Source organism: Pseudomonas sp. LBUM1647 (genome assembly GCF_059716175.1).
In genome coordinates, this window is sequence record NZ_CP166809.1 from 667043 (window position 1) to 689709 (window position 22667).

Below are 22667 nucleotides of genomic sequence, written 5' to 3' on the forward strand. Positions count from 1 at the left end.
ATAATGGCAGCCCTTCGCCCTTCACGTGCATCCAGTCAGCCGGTCACTCATTGAACGAACGCCCGATGTCCACCGCTTTACGCCCCTCGGCCTGTCCGGGGTTGCTGCGTATTGTCCAGGCGCTGGATGGCGGCATCTGTCGGATCAAACTCAACGGTGGTTCGATCACGGCCGATCAGGCCGGGGCAGTGGCCGATGCGGCCGAGCGCTTTGCCGGCGGTGTGATCGAGGCGACCAACCGCGCTAACCTGCAAATCCGCGGGATCGGCAGTGAACATGACGCCTTGATCGATGGCCTGATGGCTGCCGGGTTGGGTCCAAGCACCGCCGCTGGCGACGATGTGCGCAATTTGATGCTCAGCCCCAGCGCCGGGATTGATCGGCAGATGCTGTTCGACACGCGACCGCTGGCTGAACAGATCCTTGCCACCTTGCAAAGCCATGAACGCTTCCACGACCTCAGTGCCAAGTTTGCCGTGCAACTCGATGGCGGTGAAAGTTTGGCGATGCTCGAACACTCCCATGACCTGTGGTTGTCCGCCACTGAACGAGACGGCGAGCTGGTTTTTGCATTTGGCCTGGCAGGTTGCCCTGTGGACTCGCCTGCGGGTGCGGTGTCACTGGCGCAGGGCCACCCGCTGGTGGTCGCGGTGCTTGAATTGTTTCTCGACCTGGCGCGTCCCGACCAGACACGCATGCGGCATTTGCTCGCTGAATGCTCGCTCGACGAATTTCTCTCCCGTCTGGCCGAGCGTGTGCCGCTGATGCCCATCACAGGTTGGCAGCGCAAAGTAAGTCCGAGTGTCTTGCACATTGGCGCTCATCCACAGCGTGGGTCCGAGCGTGTGTATATCGGCGCGGTGCCGCCGCTGGGTCGCCTCAATCCCGCGATGCTCAGAGGCGTCGCACAACTGGCACGTGATCAGGGTGACGGCAGCTTGCGTTTCACACCCTGGCAAAGCCTGTTATTGCCCGGTGTTCATGGCGACACTGCGGCTCAAGTTATCCACAGTCTCGAACAGCTCGGTCTGCGTTGCTCGGCCGACGATGCCTTGGCGTATCTGATCGCCTGCACCGGCTCGACGGGTTGCGGCAAAGGCCTGGCCGACACCAAGGGCGATGCCCGACAACTGGCGGCGCTGCTGCAACGTCACGGCCAAACACTGAACGTGCACCTGTCCGGCTGCCAGCGTTCCTGCGCGGCCGCACACATCGCACCCATCACGTTGCTGGCGGTTTCTCCCGGTCACTACGACCTCTATTTTCGCGATGCAACGCAGCCGAATTTCGGCGCCCTGCACGCACGCAATCTTACTATTGAAGCGGTCGCAGCCTTGCTCGACGCCCGCTCACGGAGCCCCCTTGATGCTTGATTACATCCGCGACGGTCAGGAGATCTATCGCAACTCCTTCGCGATCATTCGTGCCGAGGCCAACCTCGAGCGCATCCCGGCCGATCTGGAAAAACTCGCGGTCCGTGTGATCCACGCCTGCGGCATGGTCGACGCCATCGACGGGCTGCAATTTTCCGAAGGCGCGGGCAAGGCCGGGCGTGATGCGCTGGCCGCCGGCGCACCGATCCTGTGCGATGCGCGGATGGTCAGTGAAGGCGTGACCCGCACGCGTTTGCCTGCGAACAACGAAGTCATCTGCACTCTGCGCGATGAAAGCGTTCCTGAGCTGGCCCGTGAGGTGGGCAACACCCGTTCCGCTGCTGCGCTGGAGTTGTGGCGCCCGCACCTGGAAGGCAGCGTGGTGGTGATCGGCAACGCGCCGACCGCGCTGTTTTATCTGCTGGAAATGCTCGACGCTGGCGCGCCTAAACCGGCACTGATCCTCGGCTTCCCGGTGGGCTTCGTCGGCGCCGCCGAATCCAAGGCTATGCTGGCGGCAGACAGTCGCGGCGTGCCCTTCGTCATCATGCAAGGCCGGCTGGGCGGTAGCGCCATGGCTGCCGCCGCCGTCAATGCCCTCGCCACGGAGATCGAATGATGCAGCAACCTGGACGTTTGCTCGGCCTGGGCGTCGGCCCCGGTGATCCGGAACTGATTACCGTCAAAGCCCTGCGCCTGCTGCGCGAATCGCCGGTGGTGGCGTACTTCGTCGCCAAGGGCAAAAAGGGCAATGCCTTCGGCATCATCGAGGCGCATTTGCAAGACGCGCAAACGCTGCTGCCACTGGTGTATCCGGTGACCACCGAAGCATTGCCGGCGCCGCTGTCGTATGAACAAGTGATCAGCGATTTCTACGATGCGGCCGGCGAAGAATTGGCCGCGCACCTGGACGCTGGCCGTGACGTGGCGGTGATCTGCGAAGGCGATCCGTTCTTCTACGGCTCCTACATGTACCTGCACGATCGACTGGCCGAACGCTATGAAGCCGAAGTCGTGCCGGGTGTCTGCTCGATGCTCGGCGGTGCCTCGGTACTGGGCGCGCCGCTGGTGTATCGCAATCAGAGTTTGTCGGTGCTGTCGGGTGTATTGCCCGCCGACGATCTCAAGCGTCGTCTGGCCGATGCCGATGCCGCCGTGATCATGAAGCTGGGGCGCAACTTCCCCAAGGTCCGTCAGGTGCTCGAAGAACTCGGGCTGGCGGAGCGTGCGCTGTACGTTGAACGCGCAACCATGGCCAATCAGAAAATCGTCCCGCTGGATCAGGTCGAGCCGATGTCCTCGCCGTACTTCTCGCTGATCATTGTGCCCGGCGAAAGGTGGCAAGGCTGATGTCCCGTCCAGTTCCGGCGATTTTCATTCTGGGCAATGGCAGCCTCGCGACCGCGCGCAAGATTGCGCAGTTGTACCCTGGCGCATTGATCCATGGTCTGGCCGAACGGGTGGAAGGCGCGGACCGCGTCTATCACGAATTCGGCGCCACCTTGCGTGAGTTCTATCAGCAGGACACGCCGATTATCGCCTTGTGTGCGGCCGGCATTGTGATCCGCACGCTGGCGCCGTTACTGCTGGAAAAAGGCGCCGAGCCGCCAGTGCTGGCCGTGGCTGAAGACGGCAGCGCCGTGGTGCCGCTGCTCGGCGGCCTCGGCGGGGTGAACGTCATGGCGCGAGAGATTGCTGCCGGTCTCGAGGTTGCTGCGGCGATCACCACCAGCGGTGAATTGCGCTTCGGCACCTGCCTGCTCAATCCACCCAGCGGTTACGCCCTCGGCGATCTGGAACTGGGCAAGCGCTTCGTCTCGGATTTGCTCGCCGGCCAAAGTGTACGCGTCGAAGGGGCTGCGCCGTGGCTGGCGCAGGCGCAGTTGCCGCAAGATCCTCACGCGCATCTGTCGATCCATGTCGGCCATGCCGAGCGGACACCGGCAGCCAATGAATTGATGATTTACCCGCGCAATGTGTTGGTGGCGGTGAGCGGTGAGGTGACGGATCTGCCAGGCGCCATTCGGGCGTCCCTGCATCAAGCGAACATCGCCGTGCAATCGGTGGCGTGCCTGTTGGCCAGCGATCTGGACATGGCCAGTGCGGCGTTACGCGAAGCAGCGCTTGAACTGGGCGTTCCGCTGCGTTTCACATCGGCTACCGGAGAGCTCTGCGAGCTGGCTCGTCATGCCGCGCCGAACGCGACCGTCGTCTCGACTGACATCGGCATCGCCATCGCGGTAGTCGGTCAGCCGCTAGACGTTGCGCAGATCGGTCGTACGCGCGGTCGTCTGGCGGTGATCGGCCTGGGTCCCGGCGCTGCCGAATTGATGGTGCCAGCGGTCAAGGCCGAACTGGCCAGGGCCACCGACGTGCTCGGTTACGAAACCTACGTGCGCATGGCCGGGCCGTTCCGGGCAGATCAAGTGCTGCACTGCACCGACAACCGCGAAGAGATGCAGCGTGCCCGCCACGCCTTCGAGCTGGCGGCGCAAGGCCGTTCGGTGATTGTGGTGTCGTCCGGTGACCCCGGCGTGTTCGCCATGGCGGCGGCGGTGCTTGAAGCGTTGCACGAGTCGAGTGAGCCGAGTTGGCACAGCGTCGATCTGGAGATTCTTCCGGGGGTCTCTGCCTCGCTGGCGACGGCTGCGCAGGCCGGTGCACCGTTGGGACATGACTTCTGCGTGATGTCGCTGTCGGACAACCTCAAACCTTGGGCGATCATCGAGAAGCGCCTTGACCTGGCCGCCGAAGCCGATCTGGCGCTGGCCTTCTACAACCCGATTTCCCGTGCTCGGCCGTGGCAACTGGGCCAAGCGTTGGAAATCGTCGGCCGGCATCGCACACCGCAAACAGTGGTGGTGCTGGGTCGCGACATTGGCCGTCCTGGTCAGACGCTACGGGTTACCACGCTCGGCGAACTGACCCCCGACCAGGTCGACATGCGCACCATGGTGCTGATCGGTTCGTCCACCACCTGCGTATTCCCTCGTGCCGAGGGTGGCGAGTGGGTGTATACGCCTCGTTGGTACGGCGACAAGCCTGCCTCTTGAACTACAGCGGCCCCGTGTGGGCCGCTTGGCACTGAATAAATTCCCGTCTGTTGGTCGGCACTTTCGCTGCGGCATTGATGCGTCATTTATTTCAACAGCCGTTGTGGGATTTACGACTCTCGCCAAGAAGAATTAAGGCTGTTCCCTGTCGCTGCTTTCTTACTTTGCGTAGTGCTTTTATATGGTCAAATATTTTGGCGTTGTGCCTGAGCCACAACGCCGTCTGTTTATTGATGGGTTCAGGGTTTTTGTCTGTATGTGTGCGTTATTTGGGTTGGCAATATAAAGTTTTATTTGATTTTGATTTTGATTGTATTGAAATTAATTGAATTTCTTCGGGTTTGAAGTGCCCGCCCTTACCGTTTAGTTTTGTCTCGTGTGAAGTGGCTGCTTTGCATGTTGGTCTGGTTTCGTTCAAAAAATACGAAAGGTTTGACGTAGTTGTCGAGCAGTATTTGCGTGGCTGGCTTACAAAATTTATTTAAATGTATTGATGGTGGGAGAGCGTTTTGTCTAATAGTCATTTGGATGTTTCTCATGTAGGTGAATACGTGAGGTTCGTAAACATTTTTAAAGTTAAAGAACTTGAACAGGCGTTGATTTCGCACAAAGGTACCGTCGAATATGACGCCGTCTTCAGGTATTACTCAGGCTGCCTCGACTTGCTCGATTCGCCCAGGATGCTGGAGCCGCTGGGCCTGTTGAAGCAGGCTTTGGCATCTTTTGTCGGGCCTGTCGGTCGACAACGACGAACGACTGAGTCGCTTCCTCCCGAGATTACTGGCCCCGACGTAACTGATCTCTACGAACGGCTCGAAGGTTTCGAGGCTCGTTTGTCGAACGGTACGCAGCAGTTGCAAACTCCTAAAACAAACGTTCCTGACAATCTGCATTTTGTCTGGCTCGGCGGTGGTATGGGTGATATCCAGCGCGACTACATTAATATCTGGAAGCAGACACTGTCTGGGCAGGGTTACACCCTCAAACTCTGGTACGACAGCGATGCATTGCTGGCCTACGAAACCAATCGGATTATTGTCGAGGCGGCCAAGGCTGACGCCATGCTGTATGGCGGGCAGGCCAGTAGCACCGCTATTGAATTGGGCGACAAGTATGAAGAACGGGTCATCGCTCTCAAGCAGCAGATGTTTGCGCACATTAACAAATCGGTAAAAAGCGGTAAGAACGCCGATGACGCCAGGATCGATCTATTGGTTCGAGCCTATAGCCAAGATGAAGGACGGTTGAAAGTACTCAGGGAAAAAAACCGCCAGAGTCTGTTGTCGTTGAAAGAAGGCGCTATTGTTCTTCGCGATCTCGCCAGCGAGGCGAAACCGTTGTACTTGCAGGACATCTACGAGCGAGAAATCAGCTTGCGTGGCAACTTTGCTGCCGCCTCCGATATTGTCCGCGCCGAGGCACTGTTCGCCGACGGTGGCAGTTATGCAGACGTGGATAACCTGCCTCCGCTGTTAGAAAACCTGGGCGGGGTGGATATCAGCCAGTTTGGCTCGGATGCACGCCTGGGTGTTTTGCAGTTGATACTTGACCACAGTCCTGAGTGGATGCCGGGGCGGCAGGTTATACGCAGCAAGTACACAAACTATTTCGAGCAAATTCCCTTGGAGCACCGTGAGGCGCTGGAGAATTTTGCCAAGAGCAGCCCTGATATCAGTAGTGTTTTCCGGCGCCCGGTAGAACGCCAGGTGCGTCCGGATGGATTGCGTGCCGTTGCCGAACAAAGCACGTTGAGTAATGCGTTCATGATGGCTCATCCCGGGTCAGCGATGCTCAAGGCCATTCTTGACCGTTTCAGGCTTAACTATGAGGTGGTCGATGCCACCGCCCGGTTAGCCATTGAAAGAAAGATTGCGCTTATCGACGCTCGGGCAGTCAGTGACGTTGCCGAGGAGGTGGTCGAGAAACGGTTCGGGCTCTTGCATGAACTGTCGATGGAGGACGAAATAGCGGTCAGGTTTTTGGTTGAAGCCGCCGCTGCTTACTACAGCGACGGTATCCGTCCACAAAGTGAAGTGACCATTTATCTGACCGGGCCTGCTGCGATACGCGATGGGCTGGCGGATTACGAAAAAATGCATTTCACCCCACGGGGCGCTGAAGCTTCAAGAGCTGAAGTCGCCATACCCGCCATCGCAACCGTCAACCGGGCGACCGAGGAGGAGCTGGACCACTCCTGGAAGGAGAACGAGAGCGACACGGCTCAATGGCTGAATAGAGAAAAGCAGCGTTGGGAGGACGGGAAGTTCAAGACGCGCTATGTCCGCAAACTGGATCAATTACTCAAGTACCAAAGTATTGATTTCGAAGAAGGCTGGCCGGTCATCGAAGGTCGTCATGTGTTGATCACCGACCTTTTGCAGCAACTGGCCGATGATCTCGGTGAGCCATTTCGCCAGGCAATGAGTCAGCGCCACAATGGCAGCGTGACGTTTGAAAAGCCGTTGTCCCTGAGCTTCGATGACCGGCAAGCGATCATTGCTCAGGACGCCAACATGCGCCCCCCGGCATCCCTCCCGGACGCGGCGACACAAAACCTGTCGGTGGATGAACTGCTGAGCCGGGTCGCCAAAGATCCACTGCTCACCGTGAAACTAAACCCGCTGCAACGTCTGTTGCTGGGTGGGCTATTGGGGGTCAATGCCCTGGATAACCAGCATTTTGACGCCGTCAGTGCAACGCTTGAGAACCTTGCCAATACGATGTCGGAGTTGGGGGTCATCCACCGTTACGGGGCCATCGAACGGGAGCTGTTCAAGCAAAGTCACCCGGCTTTCCTTGCCGGGATGAAGCGTGTTTCCAACCCGTCCGTAGCCTTCTCCGAAACCAGTGTCGAACTCAAAAAGCACGCACTCGAACGCCCACTGACTCTGGTTGAATGGGGTCATTGGGTCGCCAGAATTCAGCACGTGGCGAAGCTCGAATACCGCGACCGGATCGGCGAACGAATCGGTGAGGTGCTTGAGAGCTTCGATCATGGCAGTTTCAAAATGGTGCCGCAGGACTTGTTGCTTGAGGGCACGGGTGATCGGGTTGCCGGACGCTGTTACCCACTGGCGCTGGCCATGGCGGCAGCGTTCCACAAAGGCAGCAGTGCCGCAAACACCTTGAGAGAACGTTTTTACCTGGCCGTCACCGAGCCTGGGGCCGGGGATTCAAAGGCGTTTGTGAGCATGATCGAGGAGTTGCGTGACGCGCCGGTCAATGACATAGGCAAGCCATTGATGCGCTCTGATCTGGCTCAGGTCGTAGCGCTACTGGAAGCAAAAACGGCCACCACGACCGTGATGCTCAATTCAGACAACCACTCGATGCTGGTGGCGAAAATCTTCGAAGGCGAGCGCAGCATTTATCTGCTCTACGACCCGAATTTCGGCGTCTTCGAGTTCGTTACATCGTTGGCGTTCAATGACGCGTTGACGCACTTTTTCCTGCGCAAACAAATGGCCACGCATTACGCAGCCTTTGGCGATGCGCAACGGCCGACCTTTGATCTGATCGAGCTCGATGGCGCCAAATTGAACAAGCTGGTGCTTGCCTCCGGCAGTGAGGTATCAAGCCTGTCCGAGCCAGGTGCTTTGCCGGAACAAGCGCTGCCCAGGGTTCGGCAACGCGTGGCCAGTGCGCGTGGGCGATCGCTGGTAAACAATGCGGCCCTGGGCAGTTCATTGCTGGAACTGGACGCGCACTGGTGGGGCGGGCAGATCGCGCAGGCGACACGGCAGTTGCAGGAGCAACACGGGCTGGCGTCGGATTCTGTTGTGTTGTTCGAGACATTGGAGATAACCCCGACAGGGGAGTACAAAATCAGTCTGGTCGACACCGATTCCGCAAAGACCATTGTGCGTGTGACGACCGATGATCACCGGTTCCTGAGGATTAAAAACTTCCTCTCTGAAACCTTCCATTCATTGGCCGCTCGCCCGCGTGCGCCGGTCAATCCGCTTGATCCGACGGACGCCGGCAGCGTTCATACGCTCAATGCCGGGTTCACCGTACAAGCCTTGATGAACGTACTGCGTCGTCACGAGAGTGCGGCGAGCGGTGGCGACAAGGCCCTGACCACCGCCATTCGCCTGCATGCCTACGTCAACTATGCCCAACTGGCTCATGGCAACGTGGTGGACGTTATTGGTGTGATCAAACTGGTGCGTCAGGCACTGGACGATGAAAAACTGATCGCCCGCACCAGCGCACCGCTAGTGCAAAAGGCCTTGGGGCATATTGCCAATGAAGGCGTCGGCACGGTGTTGGGGTTGGTGAATGTCGGGTTTGATATCTACCAGTTGAGCCATGCCACCAATGACATTGAGAAGGCGCAGTTTGGAACGCAGTTGGCGTTCGATTCCGCGAGTGCGGTGTTGGGCGCAGCCGGTCTGGGTGCGGCACTGGTTGGTGCGGGTACAGTGGCTGCGGTGCTCGGCGGCGCCGGGGTGATTCTGGGTGGGCTGGCAGTGGGCGTTGCTGCGCTGGCCGAAGGCTTTGCCACCATTGCCGAGGAGGCCAAGGAGGTCGGCCTGTTTTTTGAGGGGGTGGAAGAGGCTTATCTGCAGGGCGGCTATCATCTGGACAAGGCGTCGAATGCCTGGTTTGCGCATCCCTTGGCGGTCTTCGCCGACGTGGATTTGCGCGCAGCCACCGTCCATTTCGACAGTCCGAAACTGTTCCCGCTTCGGGATCATTTCGGGGTTCCGGATTTCGATGTGAACTACGAATCCGCCACCGATATTCGCCAGGGCCTGGGTTTGCCAGACTCGGCGCGTTTCTCGCCGCAGGCCGGGCAGACGATCGTTCTGCCTTGCACACCCAAGACCTGGTACGGCTATGAATACAAGTTGCTGCCCTTTGTCACGTTTCGTCATGCCCATGGGTTCGATACGGCGCGACGCCTGGAGAAAAAGAATCAACAGGGGCAATGGCAGTTCCTGTTTTCGTTTTACTCGTTTCCCGGTGAGTACGTCGTCCACAAACTGAACCCGGCCTATAAACCCACGAAGTTCAATGTTCGTCTCGATAACGTCGAGCGCTCGCTGGTGGTGCCTGCTCTGCCAAAAATGTGGCATGGCCTGATCACCTACAGGATTGAAGGTGCCGGTGCGCAATGTTCCGTGCTGCTCAACCCGGGTGTGAGCATTGAACTGGACGCACCGGGCCACACCGCAATGCGTTGGTTGCTGTTGGCTCCCTGGCTGAATGAGGCAGACGTCCGGATAGAACCGGAGGGTCGCCTTGTTTCAAGCACGTTGGATATGACGTTCATTGGTGGTGGCGTACACGATGTGTTGCTCAAGCTGGCGGGTAACAAAATCATGCGCGTTGATCTTGTTGCCCGTCGGCTGGAGGTGGTCGAAGAAGACGCCGATCCGGCGCTCGGGGAACAAGCGCTGCTGGATCATTTCAAGTCACTGGCCCGTGAACATCGTCTGGCCATGCCTTATACCCCGGTTCATGCCTTTGTGGTGCCGTTCGAAAAGCCGGACGAACCCAGGACGGTAGTCGCGTATTACGACTCGGCACAGGATCGTTTTCTGTACATCCGCGACCCGAATGTCCTGGTGTCCGATGAGGTGATATTGGGCGCGGTGTTGGAGGATTCGGCTTACTTCTATCACCCCGAGAGTTTCGATGTCTGGCAGGTCGATGCGATCACCGGGACGCTGGTTCAGCACTATCGTTTGCTTATTAGGGATCGCATGGCGATTGTCCGCTTCGAGGCTGTGACCAATGGCGGCATTCAGATCGTGCAGCAGCTCCCTGGAAAGGACGGTCAGCGCGATGAACTGACCTATGTGATCCATGATCGGGCCGTGTTGCTCAGCTCGATCACCCGCGGTCAGGATCCTGCGTTGCAGGCTGTTTTGGAGGCTGACACGCTGACGGACTGGAAGCAGGTACTGGGCGACTATCACTTGCTGGCAGAGTCCGCCAATAAAGTTAACTGGCGTCCCGGTGCACTGGTTTCGATTTGTTGGCAGATCAATGACAAGTGGCGGGATCTGGTCTGGGTGCGCAGCAGTGACGGGTTGATTATTCGTGCACCTGCCAGGCGTCACCATGCGCGGGGATGGGCAGACTCGATCAAGGCCTTGAATGATCTTGTGCTCATTGCTCCCGCCGGTGTCGAGGGCGAAGTGTTCGTTACCTACGACAAACTTCACCAGCGCCTCATGTGTCAGCAAAGGTCGATGGTAGAGGGTCGTGCACAATGGTCGTCCAGCAACATCTCCCCCCCTGGGCTGAAAAATGTTGTCGCCGTTGAGCGGGACTATCTCGTCCTGACCGACTCTGGTCTGTTCTTTAACATGATGCCGGACGGGAATCTGAGACTCGGCGGGCTGACCGAGCACTGGTTCAAGGGCAAAACCCAATGGTGGTTGGCGCTGGAAACGGTTGCGTTGCAATACCCGGTTACGAGTTTTGCCATCCTGGGTTTGACCGGTTTCAAGGCCGGTTTGTGCGCCTGGTACTTGGGTGGTCGGCTGCTGCTCGCTGAAATGGGGCACGGCAAAGAAGTACGGTTGCTGAGTATTACTCCAGACAATCAGGCCACCTGGCTGTTTGATCTTTCAACCGGCAAGATTGTCCGCCAGGGTTTTATCGATCCAGACCACTTGAGCACGGCATTTGCCCAGGGAACGAAACTGTTACTGGCTGAGGCATTGCCAGCCCCGACGCAGGAATGGGCGACCTGGACCTTTAGCGACGTAACAGTGGAAGGCTCTGGCCTGAGGGCAACGACGCTTGAAGGTGTGGAGGTGGATTTACAGCACAACGAACCGGTACGGATTACCGGAGTTAACAGCCATTGGGTCGCTGCACTGGAAGGTGAATTGAGTGAGGGCCTGGCGGCGCTGGCGAACGAACATCGATGCGCCGATTTTCTGTCCGTCAAAGACCCTGACTACCAACAATGGTATGTGGTCCGGACCGGACGGTTGATCCGCATTCCGAAGACCGCTATTGCTGTGCAATCCACGCTCGTCGGCACCCGGCATCAAACCAATGTGATGCTGCATGACCGCAGGGATGGTTTTTTGCACACCTACCCGCAAAACAACAGGGTCGGGCCGCTCGACTATGTCCAGCGAAACGCCGAAGTACTGGTGGTCGAGGGGTCGAAAACGCGTACGGACCTGCTCCCGTTGATTGCCGATGATGTCAGCATCCTGGTGCTCAAACTGGGTCAAGGTTCAACGACCTGTCGGCTTACCAGAGCCGCGTGGTTGAAACTTGAATCGGTCATTGTCGAATGCCGCCATTCGCTCGACCACTCGCCCTCGGTTCCGGGAAAACTGATCTGGGATATCGTGGTTGCGGATCAGTTGTGGGCGAGCCAGGTCGATGAGCACTTGGTGATTGTGGATGCGGACAGCGGACACAGCTTGATCTTTCGCGACGTGTTCTCGACCGATGTCGTTTTGCAACGGAACGTATTTCTGGCGATGAGCGGCTATCAGTCCTTCGCGGTGTCAGCACTGGTGAGTGCCCTGGCCAGGAAGGGCAGTGTGTTACTCAAAGATATTTTGCCCACCGCAATAGTTGAAAAAATAGAAGGTTGAGTTCTGACAGCCACTGACACATTGCGCCTGTTCGATGTGTGAGTGGCTATTGGCTCTTTTTTTCTAAAGGACGAGGACAGGCAGCTCGCCGCGCTAATGACGAAGGTGGGCGTCACGGAACCAGATAGCCCTTCACCCCGGTAAAGATGATCTGCGCCGCCAATGCGCAGACGAACAACCCCATCAACCGGCTGACGATCTGCAAGCCCTGGTCACCGAGAATGCGCTCGATGCGGTTGGACAGATAAAGCACTACGCCGACGGTGAAACTGGCCAGGGCAATACTGAGAATGGCCGTGAGTTTGTCGTCCCAATGAGGCTGACTCACGCCCATCACCAGCAAGGCGCCGATGGTGCCGGGGCCGACCGTCAGGGGAATGGTCAGCGGGACGATGGTCACGTCCTGCTGCACGTTGTCGGTTTGCACCGCCGACTTGCCCTGAGCCATGCCCAGCGCCGAGATAAACAACACACTGCCGGCGCCGATGCGGAAGGCGTCCACGGTGATGCCGAAGACACTGAAAATCACCCTCCCGAACAGGTACAGCAAGACGCTGGAGACCAGCGTGGCTGTCGCCACTTTCCAGGCCAGTCGGCGTTGTTCCTTGCGCGAATAACCACGGGTCAGACTGATGAAGCAGGACAAAACGAAGAACGGGCTGTAGAGCACCAGCATCTTCAGGTAAACGCTGAACAACACGTGGAGCATGGTGCAAGCTCACTGGCGAGGAAAGTCGAGGGGAAGTCTATCAGGCGCGGCGGGGTCTGTCGGCTCAGGACGTTTGAGTCGCTGCCCGGTTCTGCTGATCGCGCTGGGCAACCCAATGCTCAATCAGGTCGCGCAGTTGCGACAGCTCGACCGGTTTGGCCATGTGCCCGTCCATGCCGGCCTGACGCGCGCGCTCTTTGTGTTCGGCGAGAATGTGCGCAGTCAACGCCACGACCGGCGTGCGAATCCGCTGATTACCGACTTCCCAGGCTCGCAATTGCTGAGTTGCGGAGAAGCCGTCGAGGATCGGCATTTCGCAGTCCATCAGGACCAGGTCATAACGCTGGGCTTTCATCGCCTGCAAGGCTTCTTCGCCATTGCTGGCGGTATCCGGTTGCAGGTTGAGCTTGCCTAGCATGCCGCGAATCACTTTGGTCGAGATGCTGTTGTCTTCGGCCACCAGGATGCGGAAATCGCTTGGCACCTTCACCGGTAAGGTCGGGCCGGTGGGTAGGTGCTGCGAGATGGAGAGGCCCTTGTTTCGCTGGTTCAGCTCGTCGGCCAACGTCGTCTTGAGGGTATAGCCGGCCACCGGTTTGGCGAGGATGCGTTTGATCCCCGAGTTGCGCGCGATGATCTTGCTGGGCGCATTGCTGATGCCGGTGAGCATGATCAGCAGGATGTCGTGGTTCAGGCTCGGGTCTTCCTTGATCTTGGCGGCCAGTTGCATGCCGGTCATGCCGGGCATGTTCTGGTCCAGCAGGACCACGTCGAAGTAATCGCGCAAGTGAGCCTTGGTGCGCAGCAGCGCCAGCGCTTCTTTGCCGGACGCTACGGCACTGACATTCAGGCCCCAGGCGGTGCACTGTTGCACCAGCACTTTGCGACACGTGTCGTTATCGTCCACCACCAATACCCGTGCACCCTGCAGGGGGCCATCAAGGTCAGACGTCGGGTGTTCGAGGCGGTCAGGGTCCAGCGGCAGGGTCAGCCACAAGGTGCTGCCCTGGTTGGCGCCGCTCTTGACCCCGAACTCCCCTTGCATCAAGCGAATCAGCTGGCGGGCGATCACCAGCCCCAGGTTGCCTCCCAAGCGGGTGGCCGAGAGGAAGTGCTTGCTGTGCAGTTCGGCGTTCATCAATGCGTCGCGCTCTTCGGCGTCCATCGGCTCACCGCTGTCCTGCACGGCAATGCGCAAGCGCGGTTTGGTACTGCGCTCATCGAGCGCGACGACGATCAGGATTTCACCTTCGTCGGTTTTTTTCAGGGCATTTTCCAGCAGGCTCAGCAGGGTCTGGCGCAGGCGCGTCGGGTCACCGCTGATGACGCGCGGCACTTGCGGCTGGATAAAGCTGATCAGCTCGACGTTCTGCTGTTCGGCCTTGGCGCGGAAGATGCTGAGGCAGTCTTCGATCAGTGCGTTGAGGTCGAACTGCACATCGTCCAGTTCGATCTGCCCGGACTCGAGTTTGGAGATGTCGAGAATCTCGTTGATCAGTGTCAGCAGTTCGTTGCCGGCACTGTGGATGGTCTGCACATAGTCGCGCTGCTTGACCGAGAGCGGCGTGCCCAGCAGCAGCTCGGTCATGCCCAGCACGCCATTCATCGGGGTGCGGATTTCGTGACTGATTTTTGCCAGGAATTCGGCCTTGGCGTTGATCTCGGCGTTGCTGGCGGCCAGGTCGCGGCTGACGCTGAAACGGTCTTCGGTGATGCTGCGCTGACGTTCGCTCAGCGCAATGCTCATCAACACGCCGCTGATGCAGATTAACCCCAGCAGCGTCATGATCAAGCCCTGCGGTGCGACCAGGGTCAATCCCAGCAGTGCCGGCAACATGATCAGAGTGCCAATGTTGAACACCACCATCGCCGCGACGAACAGGCGCGCCGGGCGATAACCTTTTTGCCAGTGATAGGCGCTGACGAACAACATGCTCAGACCTGCCAGAGCGACCAGGGCGTAGGTCATGATGTTCAGCGGCAGCGTGTTGACGAATAACAGCAGCAAGCCGCAGACCACGATGAACAGAATGTCCCCCAGCAGCAGCTTGTTCAGCGGGTGCGGGCCGAGTGGGGCGAAGAAGCGATAGGCGAACATCAGGCCGCACGGCGCCGTCAGCAGCAAGGCGAGGTAGGCGCCGGGTGTCTGCACCGCGTGCCAGTTCGGCAGCCAAGGCCCTGCCAGATTCAGCAACAGCAACAGGCTGAGCATCAACAATGCTTCGCATCCGGCCAGCCAGAAACTGCTGCGTGAGCGGGTATAGGCGTAGCGGACGAGGCTGTGCAGGATCAGCATCGCGATACAGCCGAACAACAGTCCGTAGATCAGCGTCTGATTCTGACTGGCCGCGGTCATGACCGCCGACTGCAGGGTGATGTAAGGCCTCAACTGATGGTCGGAGACCAGTCGCAGGTAAACGTCGAGAGGTTTTTCGTTTTGCGGCAGCGGCAACATGAAATCGCTGCTGGGCAGTGGCCGTTCAGCCTGGGGCTGGCCGGTGCCGGTGTTCAGTTGCTCGATCAGCGTGTCGCCGTCCAGCACATACAGATTGAGGTGCGACAGGTCGGGAGCGAACACCCGCAGCAACTGTTCATGCTTGCCAGGCGCGAGTCTGAAACGCAGCCATAACGCGCCATCGGGCTCGGCGGCGGTGAGGCGGTCGAGTTCAATGGGGCTGAATTGATTGGTGTAGCGAGCGGAACGGATGTCGCTGAGCTGCAGGTCACCCTGTTCGTCGAGCAATACTGCCCAGCCACTGCCTTGCGCGGCCTGGGCCGGGAGCATGCAGAGCAAGGTCAGCAGAGTGACGGTGAAACCTATGGCAATCCTGAGCCAGCGCACGGCGAAATCCCTTCGTAGGTTGATGCCAGAATATAACTATGCGCGGCGCCGGAATAGTCCGGCAAGGGCCCGAAGCCCTTGCCTGGCCGAATGGCGTTCTTATTCCTGATTTTCGCCACGCTCGCGGGCAATGGCACGGTAGCCAATGTCCTTGCGATAGAAACAGCCTTCCCAGTCAATTTTGGCCGCGAGCTTATAAGCCTGCTGCTGAGCGGCATCGACGCTGGTACCCATTGCCGTGGCGCAGAGTACCCGACCACCGGCCGTCACCACTTGACCGTCCTTGAGTGCAGTACCGGCGTGGAAGACTTTGCCTTCCAGTGCTGCTGCTGCATCGAGACCGTTGATGGCAACGCCTTTAGCGTAGTCACCAGGATAGCCGCCAGCGGCCAGTACGATGCCGACGCTCGGACGCGGATCCCATTGTGCTTCGACCTTGTCCAGGGCTTGCGCCAGCGCCGCTTCGACCAGCAACACCAGGCTCGACTGCAAACGCAGCATCACCGGTTGGGTCTCAGGGTCGCCGAAACGGCAGTTGAATTCGATGACTTTTGGGTTACCAGCCTTGTCGATCATCAGACCGGCGTACAGGAAACCGGTGTAGACGTTGCCTTCATCAGCCATGCCGCGCACGGTTGGCCAGATCACCAGGTCCATGACGCGCTTGTGCACTTCAGCGGTCACGACCGGGGCAGGGGAGTAAGCACCCATGCCACCGGTGTTCGGACCGGTGTCGCCGTCGCCGACGCGTTTGTGGTCCTGGCTGGTGGCCATCGGCAATACGTTCTTGCCGTCGACCATGACGATGAAGCTGGCTTCTTCGCCGTCCAGGAACTCTTCGATCACTACGCGCGAGCCTGCGTCGCCGAATGCGTTGCCCGCGAGCATGTCGCGTACGGCGTCTTCGGCTTCGGTCAACGTCATGGCAACGATCACGCCTTTACCGGCGGCCAGGCCATCGGCCTTGATCACGATCGGTGCGCCTTTTTCACTCAGGTAAGCCAGGGCCGGCTCGATCTCGGTGAAGTTCTGGTAGTCGGCGGTCGGGATCTTATGGCGCGCCAGGAAATCCTTGGTGAAGGCTTTCGAACCTTCCAGCTGAGCGGCGCCAGCGGTCGGACCGAAGCAGTCCAGGCCGCGGGAGCGGAACAGATCGACGACGCCGGCGACCAGTGGCACTTCCGGGCCGACGATGGTCAGGGAAACGTTTTTCTCGGCGAAGTCTGCAAGCTGTTCGAGTGCCAGCACGTCGATAGCGACGTTCTCGCACTTGGCTTCAATGGCGGTGCCGGCGTTGCCAGGAGCCACGAAAACCTTCTGCACGCGCGGATCCTGAGCCACTTTCCAGGCCAGGGCGTGTTCACGGCCACCGCTGCCAATGATCAAAACATTCATTTCAAAAACCTCGGATGACGCTAATTCTTTAGGAAACGCTGCATACCTCCGTAGGAGCTGTCGAAGGCTGCGATCTTTTGACTTTGCTTTTTAAAATCAAGATCAAAAGATCGCAGCCTGCGGCAGCTCCTACAGGGGAGAGGTGTATCAGTGACGGAAGTGGCGCATGCCAGTGAAGACCATGGCGATGCCGGCCTCGTCTGCGGCAGCAATCACTTCGTTATCACGCATCGAGCCGCCTGGCTGGATCACTGCAGTGATACCGACCTTGGCCGCGTTGTCGATGCCGTCGCGGAACGGGAAGAATGCATCCGATGCCATGACCGCACCTTGCACTTGCAAACCGGCGTGTTCAGCCTTGATCGCCGCAATACGCGCGGAGTTCACACGGCTCATCTGGCCAGCGCCGACGCCGATGGTCTGACGGTTCTTGGCGTAGACGATGGCGTTGGACTTAACGTACTTGGCGACTTTCCAGGCGAAGATCAGGTCGTGGATCTCTTGCTCGGTCGGGGCGCGCTTGGTCACGACTTTCAGGTCGTCGGCACCGATCATGCCGATGTCGCGGCTCTGCACCAGCAGACCACCGTTGACGCGTTTGTAGTCCCACGCAGCGGCGCGATCAGCCGACCACTCGCCGCAGGCCAGCAGGCGCACGTTGGCTTTTGCCGCCACGATGGCGCGAGCTTCTGCGCTGACGGACGGGGCGATGATCACTTCGACGAACTGACGCTCGACGATGGCTTTGGCGGTTTCAGCATCCAGCTCGCGGTTGAAGGCGATGATGCCGCCGAACGCCGACTCGGTGTCGGTGGCATAGGCCAGTTCGTAAGCCTGGCGGATACCGCCTTCGGCGTCCGGGCTGACGGCAACGCCACACGGGTTGGCGTGCTTGACGATCACGCAGGCCGGTTTGACGAAGCTCTTCACGCATTCCAGCGCGGCGTCGGTATCGGCCACGTTGTTGTACGACAGCTCTTTGCCTTGCAGTTGGGTCGCGGTGGCGATACCGACTTCCGCAGGCTTGGACTCAACGTAGAACGCCGCGCTCTGGTGCGGGTTCTCGCCGTAGCGCATTTCCTGAGCCTTGACGAACTGGCTGTTGAAGGTGCGCGGGAATTCGCTGCGGCCTTCGGTGCTGAGGGTGTCAGCCGCCTGGTTCACGGTGCCCATGTAGTTGGCGATCATGCCGTCATAGGCGGCGGTGTGTTCGAAGGCCTTGAGCATCAGGTCGAAACGCTGAGCGTAGGTCAGGCCGCCGGCCTTGAGGCTTTCAAGGACGCTGGCGTAGTCGCCGGCATTCACTACGATGGCCACGTCTTTGTGGTTTTTTGCAGCCGAACGGACCATGGTCGGGCCGCCGATATCGATGTTCTCGATCGCGGTCGGCAGGTCGCAGCCTGGCTTGTTGATGGTGGCTTCGAACGGGTACAGGTTGACCGCTACCAGGTCGATCGGCTTGATGCCGTGCTCGTTCATGATGGCGTCGTCGATACCGCGACGACCGAGGATCCCGCCGTGGATTTTCGGGTGCAGGGTTTTTACCCGGCCGTCCATCATTTCTGCGAAACCGGTGTAATCCGCGACTTCCACTGCGGCAACACCGTTGTCGCGCAGCAGCTTGAACGTTCCGCCGGTGGAGAGGATCTCGACGCCCAGGGCTTCAAGCTCTTTGGCGAATTCGAGGATCCCGGTCTTGTCGGAAACGCTGATCAAGGCGCGGCGGATCGGCAGGCGGGTAGTCTGGTCGGTCATTTCAATTTCCATCAAAAGCAAAGGAGTCAGCAAAAAAGGCGACCGTTTTTACGCGGGCGCCTTTCTGGTTTGATTGAATGCTTACAGCAAATCGTACTGCTTGAGTTTCTTGCGCAGCGTGCCTCGGTTCAGTCCGAGCAGCTCGCTGGCCTTGGTCTGGTTGCCCTTGACGTAGTTCATCACGCACTCGAGCAGGGGAGCCTCGACTTCGGAGAGCACGAGGTTGTACACATCCGTGACGGCAGCGCCCTCAAGGTGGGCGAAATAATTGTGCAGCGCCTTCTCGACACTCCCGCGAAGGGTCTGACCTTCTTCGCTCGGCGTATTGAGGTGCTGTTTCAAATTCACGTTGTCGCTCACGGGTGTTGTTCCACTCACTAAAGTCTCGGTCATCATCGTCATGCGGCCACCTCGTCTCCGTCCCCTGTCAGGCTCTTGTAACGTTCGGCGAAGAAGCCCTGAACGTTGGCGCATTGTGCTTCCGTATCTTCCAAACGATTGAAGTGGGCGCGAAACTCCCTGGCGCCCGGCAAGGTTGCGAGATACCAGCCCACATGCTTTCGAGCAATGCGTACGCCCATGACGTCTCCATAGAAGACGTGCAGCGCAGCCAGGTGCTCTAGCAGAATGCGTTCCACCTCGACCAGCTCCAGTGCCGGCAGTTTCTCGCCGGTACGCAGAAAATGATCGATCTCACGAAAAATCCATGGCCGCCCCTGGGCGGCCCGGCCTACCAGCAGGCCATCGGCACCGGTCGCATCGAGCACGTACCGGGCCTTCTCTGGCGAATCGATATCGCCATTGGCAAAGACCGGAATCGACACGGCCTGCTTGATCGCGGCGATGGTGTCGTACTCGGCTTCGCCGGTGTACAGATCGGCACGGGTGCGGCCATGAACCGCCAACGCCGTAATGCCTGCCTGCTCGGCGATCTTCGCCACGGTCAGGCCGTTCTTGTTGTCCCGGTCCCAGCCGGTGCGGATCTTCAGGGTGACCGGCACATCAACCGCAGCCACTACGGCCTGCAGGATCTCGGTCACCAGTGCTTCATCCTTCAACAGCGCGGACCCGGCGGCCTTGTTGCAGACCTTTTTCGCCGGACAGCCCATGTTGATATCAATAATCTGTGCGCCCAGTTCGACGTTGGCCCGGGCCGCATCCGCCAGCATCTGTGCATCACCACCGGCGATCTGCACCGAGCGGGGCTCGGGATCACCTTCGTGGATCATGCGCATCCGCGATTTGCGGGTGTTCCACAAGCTCATGTCGCTGGTGACCATTTCCGAGACTACAAGTCCTGCGCCCAGTCGCTTGCACAGCTGACGAAAGGGTTGGTCTGTGACCCCCGCCATCGGGGCGAGAATCAAGCCGTTGTGCAATGTGTAAGGACCGATGCGTACCGCCGACATAGGACTTCCCTGTTGTGGGGTCGGATCATGAGAGTTCGAAAAAGGGTTGGCATGATACCCGCTCTCGATGACTGGATAAAGGCTGAATTGAACAAAATCTGAACAGTTATTCTGTTATCGCCAGCGGTTTGGTATGAGCGGTCAAAGTCAGAAATATGCCGTCAAAGCCGTAACACTGAACCGTTTCACTCGGGCGAATGGAAGCTCAGGCTGTAATTCACCGCTTTGGAGCCTGGATCGAGGATATCCAGTGCGATGTGGATCGGCGTTTGCGGAGGCATCTCCGCCATCCCTTCGAGATCGCCGTTGAGGTACTCGCCGGGCTTGAAGCGACGGCTGGCGATCAGGTGGCCGTTGAGGTCGGCAAAACGCAACTCCAGCAGCGGGAACGGCTGGGAGAAGGGCGCGCGGTTGTAGATGATCGCATCGACCACCAGTGCACCGCTGAAGTCCGGGTGGCTGCGGACCACCAGGTTGCTGCTTTTGATTTTGGCGATGTCGACTTTGGATGGCACGGTGCAGCCGATTTGCGGGCACAGTTGCTGGAACCACGGACGGTACTGGTCCTGACGCGCCAGTTCCTCGAAATGGTAGGCGATGTACTGGCCGGCGAGCGCGGCGGCGCCGAGCAGGATCAACAGCAGCCAGAAAAATCGGCGACCCCAGGGTGAACGGCGCTTTTGCCAGTCCAGTTGCAGTGGGTCATCGGTCAGGTCTTGCAGGGCTTCGGCGCGGACAGCCGGCTCGCGCTTTTTGCGCTGAGGTTCGATCGAGGGCAGATCGTCGTCGATGTCATCGGTCGCCGACAGGCGTTCGTGATGCATCGGTGCGTCGAGTGGGTCGTGCAGGCGCAACTGTGGCGGCTGATGTTCGTCGTCCAGTTCCACTGGCTCCAGGGACAGCGAAGGTTCGGTGCGCGAATATTTGCTCGGATCGAGTTCCAGCTCCGGCAAATCGGCTTCAGCGGTCTGCGCACGATCGGCGGCCGATTCGCTGAACAGGCTGTCGGGCCACGGCGCTTCTTCGTGCTCGACGGTATCCCGGCTGGCACTCAGGTTGTCTTCGCGCTGTCGGCCGAATTCCGTGGTCGGCTGGATCTCCCGCTGTTCGAGGCGGGCGAGCTCTTCGTCCAGGTCCAGACTGTCCAGATCCAGCTCGGCCGCGGACCATTGCTTTTGGCTGATGGCTCGCGGCTCCGGCGGTTCGGCGATGACCGGGGCAGCCGGCGTGATCGCGTCTTTGCCGGCCCGTTGCTCAAGTAGCTGCTTGGCGGCGTTGAACACCTGCAAGCACGAGCCGCAACGAACCACTCCGCGGGCCACGCTCAATTGAGCATGGCTGACGCGGAAGCTGGTTTGGCAATGCGGGCACTGGGTGACGAAGCTGTCGGTCATGCGGCGATCCGGTTTATGCAGGCGCTCATTCTAGCGCCGACGGCCAGTGATGCGCACCCAGCCATCGCGATTGGCGATCGGGTCCAGATCGAAGTCCTGAGCGTAAGCCTTGGCGACGTCTTCACCTTGCTCGGCGAGGATGCCCGACAGCGCCAGACGGCCGCCCGGCTTGACCAGGCTGGACAATTGCGGCGCCAGGGAAACCAGCGGGCCGGCAAGAATGTTGGCCACCAGCACGTCGGCCTGAACCTGCGGCAGGTCTTGTGGCAGATACAGCGGGAAGAGTGCTTCGGCAATGTGGTTGCGCCCGGCGTTATCGCGGGAGGCTTCCAGGGCTTGCACGTCGATATCGGTACCGACGGCTTCCTTGGCGCCCAGCAGCAGGGCGGCAATCGCCAGAATCCCCGAACCGCAGCCGAAGTCCAGTATGTTGCAGTCTTTCAGGTCCTGGCCGTCGAGCCATTCCAGGCACAGCGCGGTAGTCGGGTGGGTGCCGGTGCCGAACGCCAGGCCCGGATCCAGCAGCAAATTCACCGCGTCAGGCTCTGGCGCTGCGTGCCAGCTTGGAACGATCCACAGGCGCTGGCCAAAACGCATCGGCTGGAAACCGTCCATCCAGCTACGTTCCCAGTCCTGGTCTTCGATGACTTCGCTGTGATGCTCGGGCAGCGGGCTGCCGGTCAGCAACTCAAGGTGGGCCAGTACGGTGGCGGCTTCGGTGCCACCTTCGAACAGGGCCAGCAGGTGCGTGTGCGACCACAGCGGCGTGGTGTTGAGTTCCGGCTCGAAGATCGGCTGATCTTCGGCGTCCATGAAGGTCACCGATACGGCGCCCACTTCAAGGAAAGCGTCTTCGTAGGTTTCGGCTTGTTCTGGGCTGATGGCGAGACGGACTTGCAGCCAAGGCATGGCGGGCACCTTTGAAAAATATTGATTGCAGCCTAGCGGGCTGCGAGAAGCGCGCAAGTTTACGCGAGCGCGAAGGTTTTGTGGGAGCGGGCTTGCTCTGGTGTAGGTCAGTAACTCGCGACGCACCTGTAGCAGCTGGCGAAGCCTGCGTTCGGCTGCGAAGCAGTCGTAAAACCTGAGTATGCGGTCTTCCCGACACACCGCATCGCTTGGATTCACGACTGCTTCGCAGCCGAACGCAGGCTTCGCCA

The 22667-nt window shown here is 59.4% G+C and carries 13 protein-coding genes; 5 read left to right on the forward strand and 8 right to left on the reverse strand.

The genetic code is table 11. The annotated features are described in order from the left end of the window. Positions 1–65 precede the first annotated feature (65 nt). The 5 genes from cobG to ACA059_RS02960 all read left to right on the forward strand — a co-directional run bounded on the left by cobG (position 66) and on the right by ACA059_RS02960 (position 12003). Positions 66–1373 carry a precorrin-3B synthase gene (cobG, locus tag ACA059_RS02940; RefSeq protein WP_497632660.1) on the forward strand — a complete coding sequence of 436 codons (1308 nt, stop codon included), beginning with the start codon at positions 66–68 and terminating at the stop codon, positions 1371–1373. Further along, positions 1366–1992, forward strand: a complete 627-nt coding sequence (locus tag ACA059_RS02945; RefSeq protein ID WP_497632661.1) for a precorrin-8X methylmutase — start codon at positions 1366–1368, stop codon at positions 1990–1992. Before cobG ends, ACA059_RS02945 begins: the two co-directional genes overlap by 8 nt. After that, positions 1992–2723: a precorrin-2 C(20)-methyltransferase gene (locus ACA059_RS02950; protein ID WP_497634621.1), complete on the forward strand. Its 732-nt coding sequence runs from the start codon at positions 1992–1994 to the stop codon at positions 2721–2723. Before ACA059_RS02945 ends, ACA059_RS02950 begins: the two co-directional genes overlap by 1 nt. Beyond that, a complete protein-coding gene (gene cobJ, locus ACA059_RS02955) occupies positions 2723–4426 on the forward strand; it encodes a precorrin-3B C(17)-methyltransferase (protein WP_497632662.1) in 1704 nt (567 codons plus the stop codon). Before ACA059_RS02950 ends, cobJ begins: the two co-directional genes overlap by 1 nt. Before the next feature lie 680 nt (positions 4427–5106). Then, positions 5107–12003, forward strand: a complete 6897-nt coding sequence (locus ACA059_RS02960; RefSeq protein WP_497634622.1) for a TcdA/TcdB pore-forming domain-containing protein — start codon at positions 5107–5109, stop codon at positions 12001–12003. 112 nt (positions 12004–12115) lie between these two features. On the opposite strand, the gene ACA059_RS02965 is transcribed toward ACA059_RS02960, so the two are convergent. From ACA059_RS02965 to prmA, 8 genes are all read right to left on the reverse strand, one after another. Beyond that, on the reverse strand, positions 12116–12712 hold the full coding sequence (locus ACA059_RS02965) for a MarC family protein (protein ID WP_007937197.1): 597 nt from the start codon (positions 12710–12712) through the stop codon (positions 12116–12118). Between the two features lie 64 nt (positions 12713–12776). Continuing rightward, positions 12777–15554, reverse strand: coding sequence for a hybrid sensor histidine kinase/response regulator (locus tag ACA059_RS02970; RefSeq protein ID WP_497632663.1), 2778 nt, complete (start codon positions 15552–15554; stop codon positions 12777–12779). 99 nt (positions 15555–15653) lie between these two features. Beyond that, positions 15654–16949 carry a phosphoribosylamine--glycine ligase gene (purD, locus tag ACA059_RS02975; RefSeq protein WP_497632664.1) on the reverse strand — a complete coding sequence of 432 codons (1296 nt, stop codon included), beginning with the start codon at positions 16947–16949 and terminating at the stop codon, positions 15654–15656. A gap of 147 nt (positions 16950–17096) precedes the next feature. Continuing rightward, positions 17097–18704: a bifunctional phosphoribosylaminoimidazolecarboxamide formyltransferase/IMP cyclohydrolase gene (gene purH / locus ACA059_RS02980; protein WP_497632665.1), complete on the reverse strand. Its 1608-nt coding sequence runs from the start codon at positions 18702–18704 to the stop codon at positions 17097–17099. 81 nt (positions 18705–18785) lie between these two features. Then, positions 18786–19106, reverse strand: coding sequence for a DNA-binding transcriptional regulator Fis (gene fis, locus ACA059_RS02985; RefSeq protein WP_007907419.1), 321 nt, complete (start codon positions 19104–19106; stop codon positions 18786–18788). Then, a complete protein-coding gene (gene dusB, locus ACA059_RS02990; RefSeq protein WP_497632666.1) occupies positions 19103–20113 on the reverse strand; it encodes a tRNA dihydrouridine synthase DusB in 1011 nt (336 codons plus the stop codon). Before dusB ends, fis begins: the two co-directional genes overlap by 4 nt. 185 nt (positions 20114–20298) lie before the next feature. Beyond that, on the reverse strand, positions 20299–21507 hold the full coding sequence (locus ACA059_RS02995; RefSeq protein WP_497632667.1) for a DUF3426 domain-containing protein: 1209 nt from the start codon (positions 21505–21507) through the stop codon (positions 20299–20301). Positions 21508–21537: 30 nt separating this feature from the next. Next, complete coding sequence (prmA, locus tag ACA059_RS03000; RefSeq protein ID WP_497632668.1) at positions 21538–22416, reverse strand: 50S ribosomal protein L11 methyltransferase; 879 nt, start codon at positions 22414–22416, stop codon at positions 21538–21540. Positions 22417–22667: the final 251 nt, after the last annotated feature.

Bases quoted from the DNA above. Each gene is read 5' to 3' on its own strand.
- cobG (WP_497632660.1), top strand. From the start codon at position 66: ATGTCCACCGCTTTACGCCCCTCGGCCTGTCCGGGGTTGCTGCGTATT.
- ACA059_RS02945 (WP_497632661.1), top strand. From the start codon at position 1,366: ATGCTTGATTACATCCGCGACGGTCAGGAGATCTATCGCAACTCCTTC.
- ACA059_RS02950 (WP_497634621.1), top strand. From the start codon at position 1,992: ATGCAGCAACCTGGACGTTTGCTCGGCCTGGGCGTCGGCCCCGGTGAT.
- cobJ (WP_497632662.1), top strand. From the start codon at position 2,723: ATGTCCCGTCCAGTTCCGGCGATTTTCATTCTGGGCAATGGCAGCCTC.
- ACA059_RS02960 (WP_497634622.1), top strand. From the start codon at position 5,107: ATGCTGGAGCCGCTGGGCCTGTTGAAGCAGGCTTTGGCATCTTTTGTC.
- ACA059_RS02965 (WP_007937197.1), bottom strand. From the start codon at position 12,712: ATGCTCCACGTGTTGTTCAGCGTTTACCTGAAGATGCTGGTGCTCTAC.
- purD (WP_497632664.1), bottom strand. From the start codon at position 16,949: ATGAATGTTTTGATCATTGGCAGCGGTGGCCGTGAACACGCCCTGGCC.
- purH (WP_497632665.1), bottom strand. From the start codon at position 18,704: ATGACCGACCAGACTACCCGCCTGCCGATCCGCCGCGCCTTGATCAGC.
- fis (WP_007907419.1), bottom strand. From the start codon at position 19,106: ATGACGATGATGACCGAGACTTTAGTGAGTGGAACAACACCCGTGAGC.
- dusB (WP_497632666.1), bottom strand. From the start codon at position 20,113: ATGTCGGCGGTACGCATCGGTCCTTACACATTGCACAACGGCTTGATT.
- ACA059_RS02995 (WP_497632667.1), bottom strand. From the start codon at position 21,507: ATGACCGACAGCTTCGTCACCCAGTGCCCGCATTGCCAAACCAGCTTC.
- prmA (WP_497632668.1), bottom strand. From the start codon at position 22,416: ATGCCTTGGCTGCAAGTCCGTCTCGCCATCAGCCCAGAACAAGCCGAA.